Here is a 3455-nt window from a genome sequence, read left to right on the forward strand (position 1 = left end):
ACCCTAGATTCATCTCACTGTAGAGATGGTCTCTTCTCTTTGAGAGACAACTTGTTGTGACAGCTTCTTGTCACAATGCGAAAAGGTGAACAAGGCCTAAAAATACTGCTTAAGATACTGAGAGAAGGCAGTTCACAAATTGTTCATATGTTCAAAAAAAGAACACCGAGACAAGGTTCAGTATATTTTTTTGAACATATGAACAATTTGCAAACAGTCCCTCAGGCGCGGTGTCTATAAGAGTACTAATAAAACTAAGGCTCAAAAAGAGCTCTTATAGACACTCTTAGCCTGGGTAAAGAAGAAGAAAATAATACCCATTTTTCAGAAAGGAGGTGACATTTCTATTTTGGCTTGACAGTGAGGAAATTTTCTTAAACCGCTTTTTTGTGGGGATGTTACTGATGAGTGGTGTGGCGCTTCTTTTTTCTGTGTTTGGAGCGCGGCTTCTGGGCTTAGTCCCTTGCTCTTTATGTAAGTGGGAAAGGGTTCCGTTCATGGTGCTGATTTTGGGGGCTTCTGGAGGACTGTTTGGTTTTCAGAAGCGGGGCTTTTTTAAACTGGTGCAGGGAGCGCTTTTTTTGGGGATGGGGTTAGGTTGCATCCACTTCTTGATCCAGATGGGGGTCTTTTCGGATTTTTGCTCTTCGGCTAGGGATTTTGGAACTCCTGAGGAGTTTGTAAAAGGGCTGCAGAGATCAAGCTGTTCTTCGATCAGCTGGTCTGTGTTGGGGGTGCCGGTCTCATTGATCAATGGATTGAGCCTTGGGACGGTTTTGGGGCTTTCGATCTATCTGAAGCGTAAATACCACCGCAGGAGGAGGTCATGAAGGTTAAGGTGTCTGTGAGCCGGTTTTATCCGGAGGTGTTTAGAAGAAAGGGGGGTGCTGAGAGGTACCAGTCCAAGGGAACATGTGAGGTTCATCTTCTATTGGATATGATTGAGATGGATGTCAGAAATATCACCTACCGGATCGATCATGAGGGAAAGATCACCCTAAAACCCCCTTTTAGGGTCCATTCCAATAAAAAGGCGGGGATCAAGCCGAGGCTTGTCCCCTCGGTGGTGTTTAAAGAGGCGGGGGTGTGGCAAGAGGTAGAAAGTAAGGTCAGGTGCGAGCTGTTGAAGGGGGTTGGAAAGAAAGCTAGAGGGAAATGGTTTCAGCTGGAGTTTCGGGATCATTGATTATCAGTGAATTAGGGGCTTTACAGAAATATGTGTAAAATTAGGGCTTACAGAGAAAACTTTAAAAAACGGTCCAAAACTATAAGCTTTTAATTTTGTTGCACTTAGAAATCAACTAAGAAAAGAGACCGAGTTAAAATGCAGAAAACGCTTATTAACTAATAATCAAAAACTTAAAAAAGTCTCGAGCATAATAAATACTCTAAAAATACCATTTGTCTGATTATATCTAAAAAATCTCTTCTTTAATTAAATAATCTTGAATAAAAAATTAATTTTATTTTATAATTTAGTTATAAAATATAATAAAAAAAAGAGGTTTAAAATGAGTGGTAACAATATTATTCTAAGCAGTAACAATGGTACGAACGCTAATTATGGCAGCAATATGCCTTCCAGCTCTTCATCTAGTAGCTCAAGCACTATAGAAAATAACACCAATATCAATGCTGTTAATATTTCTAGTAGTTCTAGTGACTCCATTTCTGAAAATCAAGAAAACCTGAATCAAGAGAATTTGAATTCTCTAATTTCTTTTATAAATAAAAATAATGATATTGAAAAAATTAAAAATACTATTGAAAACCACGTTTTTGATGAAAGCTACCAAAAAATAAAAGAATCTGTCGAAAAAATCTCCAAATTAATTAAACCAGAAAACGGCATTAACTCAAACGCTAAAGCAATAAAATCACTTTTTTTGCTTCTTTCAGAAGTAAAACGCTCTGATATTTCATCCAAGGATTTTTTAAAAGGAATAATTAAAAGGAATGTATTTAATTCTTTTTCAAAACTAAAAAAAGATTGTGATATAAGTGATTTAATAAATAAACTTAAGGAAGATAAGAGCTTGAATGATAACAATCAAATAAAAAATATGCTATATCAAATCAATTATATTTCAAAAAAATGGTATTATAGAATTCCTCATATGACTAAAAAAACTTATAAAGCTGCACCTATCACCTTAGTTGTTGGTGGATTAGGTCTTATATTAGCCGGCGCTGCAAGTTTAAGTAACGATTCGTTTGGTGTAGGAGTGGCGCGAACAATAATCGGTGCAGGACTTATTCTATTATTTGTAGCGTATTTTGCTAGACAAGTTGTTAAAAAAGATCAAAAAGTCTATAATCACTTCTGTTTAGACTAAAAGTTCGTTAATTAAAGCTTATATGTTTAACAGGAGAAAATGTATGTCTATATGGAGTTATGTTTGTTGTTCACCTAGCTCAAAATACGATGCTCTAGATAAAAAAGATGAGGATTGTTATTTAGATGAATATAGAAACTGGATGGAAACCTACAAGGTTGAGAACGTACCCAATAGCTCAACTGCTAAACAAATGGCTGAAAGCTTAATACAATCAGGCTTCTCTAAGCTGGGTCAAAGAGAACATAACTTAATTGGAATAAGGCTGAGGCTGGTCGCTGAATGTGGATTATCGTTTGAAAAAGCCATTGAGGCAGTCTTAAAGAAAGCACCTAAACTTGGGAAACCTGTAAGGGCATGGCAGACGGAGGTATCAATGGCGGACGGTCTGTCTTCCCAAAGCGCAATCTTATTTCGCATGAAAAACCTTGCTGAAAAATCCGTCTCTCCTACTAGCATCAATGTCACATACAACCTTTCTTCGGCAAAAGGACTCATCCTTTCAAGAAATCAGATCCTAACCATGGCCTCTTTATTTGAAAATGCGCAAAAAAATAAGATCTCTATTGGTAAGGTCACCTTCCCATTTAATCCTTCACAAGATTTGTCTGTACCAGACAAGCGCTCCAATTTTGCTGTTATCAAGCTAAATGCTACCTTTAAAGCAACTCTGAAGCCCATGATAAATAGCAACAATCTCCCTATTTTAGGAGATCCTATATACCTATTCCGCACTGAAAAAAAAGCCCCCTATGAGGTTGCAAAAGGTTTTTTTGGAAAGCGTTATGGATTACAGATGCATTACTCTGTTTCATCACCTATTTTTGGAGCTTTAGTTATTGATAGCCAAAAGAAAGTAATCGCTTTTCACTCACATGAAGTAACATGTGAATGCACGGGCCAGCAAAAATGTTCGGTAGGGGTTCTTGCTCAATCAATTTTAAAGCTCTCAAACTCTTTAACTAAAAAATAGCAAGCCAAGATTTTTTTAAGGATATAAAGCACTTCTCAGGATACAGATGGGGTGTCAAAAATCTGACTAAACTGAAGAGTTTTTGACCTAAAAGTTGAGGCTGTTCTTATTCCAAAAAGATTTATGTGCTATAAGTGCAATATTTA

4 protein-coding genes are annotated in these 3455 nt (G+C 36.8%); all 4 read left to right on the plus strand.

The features are described from left to right. Positions 1-335: 335 nt before the first annotated feature. Positions 336-830 (plus strand): disulfide bond formation protein B, encoded by a 495-nt coding sequence (locus NEPTK9_RS09175; RefSeq protein ID WP_320412063.1) that lies wholly within the window; start codon positions 336-338, stop codon positions 828-830. Continuing rightward, complete coding sequence (locus NEPTK9_RS09180; protein ID WP_194848533.1) at positions 827-1186, plus strand: hypothetical protein; 360 nt, start codon at positions 827-829, stop codon at positions 1184-1186. The genes NEPTK9_RS09175 and NEPTK9_RS09180 overlap by 4 nt, the downstream gene beginning before the upstream one ends. Before the next feature lie 325 nt (positions 1187-1511). Continuing rightward, entirely contained in the window at positions 1512-2336 is an 825-nt protein-coding gene (locus NEPTK9_RS09185) for a hypothetical protein (RefSeq protein ID WP_194848534.1), read from the plus strand. A 43-nt stretch (positions 2337-2379) separates the two neighbouring features. After that, entirely contained in the window at positions 2380-3309 is a 930-nt protein-coding gene (locus NEPTK9_RS09190; RefSeq protein WP_194848535.1) for a hypothetical protein, read from the plus strand. Positions 3310-3455 lie beyond the last annotated feature (146 nt).

Origin of the sequence: Candidatus Neptunochlamydia vexilliferae (genome assembly GCF_015356785.1) — a bacterium.
Taxonomy (GTDB): domain Bacteria; phylum Chlamydiota; class Chlamydiia; order Chlamydiales; family Simkaniaceae; genus Neptunichlamydia; species Neptunichlamydia vexilliferae.

What these genes read in the sequence shown, in the direction of transcription:
- NEPTK9_RS09180 (WP_194848533.1), top strand. Translation starts at nt 827, where the DNA reads ATGAAGGTTAAGGTGTCTGTGAGCCGGTTTTATCCGGAGGTGTTTAGA.
- NEPTK9_RS09185 (WP_194848534.1), top strand. Translation starts at nt 1,512, where the DNA reads ATGAGTGGTAACAATATTATTCTAAGCAGTAACAATGGTACGAACGCT.
- NEPTK9_RS09190 (WP_194848535.1), top strand. Translation starts at nt 2,380, where the DNA reads ATGTCTATATGGAGTTATGTTTGTTGTTCACCTAGCTCAAAATACGAT.